The organism is Enhydrobacter aerosaccus (genome assembly GCF_900167455.1).
GTDB lineage: Bacteria > Pseudomonadota > Alphaproteobacteria > Reyranellales > Reyranellaceae > Reyranella > Reyranella aerosaccus.
In genome coordinates, this window is sequence record NZ_FUWJ01000029.1 from 1 (window position 1) to 1,275 (window position 1,275).

1 protein-coding gene is annotated in these 1,275 nt (G+C 71.1%); it reads left to right on the plus strand.

Annotation, left to right across the window (positions count from 1 at the left end; genetic code table 11):
- On the plus strand, positions 1 to 1,275 hold a 1,275-nt coding region (locus B5D62_RS32755; RefSeq protein ID WP_139374228.1), incomplete at both ends, for an autotransporter outer membrane beta-barrel domain-containing protein.

Here is a 1,275-nt window from a genome sequence, read left to right on the forward strand (position 1 = left end):
GGCCAGAGCGATCTGATCAGCGTCACGGGCGCGCCGGGTACGGCAACGCTGAACGGCGGTCCGGTGAACGTGGTTGGGGCGACGGGCGTCTACGCGCCGCGCACGACCTACAGCATCCTGAGCGCGACCGGCGGCGTCACCGGGACCTATTCGGGCGTGACCAGCGCCTATCCGTTTCTGCAGCCGAGCCTGAGCTACGGTCCCAACAACGTCTACCTGACCCTGCAGATCGGCGGCTTCGCGGCGGCGGCGCAGACGCCGACGCAGCGGGCGGTGGGCGCGGTGCTGGATGCGACGGCGCCGACCGCGAGCGGCGACTTCGCCACGGTGCTGGGCAGCGTGGCGACGGCCAGCAGCCTGCAGGGCCAGGGCTTCATGACCGCCATCAGCGGACAGAACTATGCCGGCTTCTCGACGGCGCTGGTGCAGAACGCGCAGCTCTTCATGACCAACTTCGCCAACCAGGCGGGTGGCGGGACGACGGGTGGCGGCAGCCGGGTGGCGCTGGCGGAGGCCTGCGACATCGCCTGCGATACGAGCGCGCCGCTGTGGGGAGCGTGGGGCGGCGGGATCGGCGGCACCGGCACGGTGGGCGCCAGCGCCGGTACCGGGACCGTGACCTACACGGTGGGCGGCTTCGCGGCCGGCATCGACCGGCTGGTGACGCCGAGCGTGCGAGCGGGCGTGGCGGTGGGCTACAGCAACGGCTCGCAATGGGTGGGCGGGTTCAGCGGCTCGGGCCTGTCGAACACGGTGCAGGCGGCGCTGTACGGCAACTACAGCGAAGGGGCGGTCTATCTCGACGGTCTGGCGGGCTATGCCTACAGCGCCAACCAGATGTGGCGGACCATCGTGGTTCCCAACCTGAACACGCGGACGGCGCAGGGCCAGACCGGGGCCAACCAGGTGTTCGGGCAGCTCGAGGGCGGCTATCGGGTGGACGTGCTGCAGCGGGCGCAGGCGGAGGCGTATGTGACGCCGTTCGCGCGGCTGCAGGCCTATACCGGGACGCAGAACGGCTTCACCGAGACGGGGGCGCAGTCGCTGAACCTGACGGTGGGGTCGCAGACGACGAACTCGCTGCGCTCGGTGCTGGGAGCGCAGCTGGGCGGGGCAATGGATGTGGGGCTGCGGGAGAAGCTCGGGCTGCAGTTCAAGCTGGGCTGGAGCCACGAATACGCCAACACGACGCGGCCGGTGGCGGCGACGCTGGCGGGAGCGCCCGGCATGTCGTTCACGACCTACGGCGTGTCGCCGCAGCGCGACGGCGTGCTG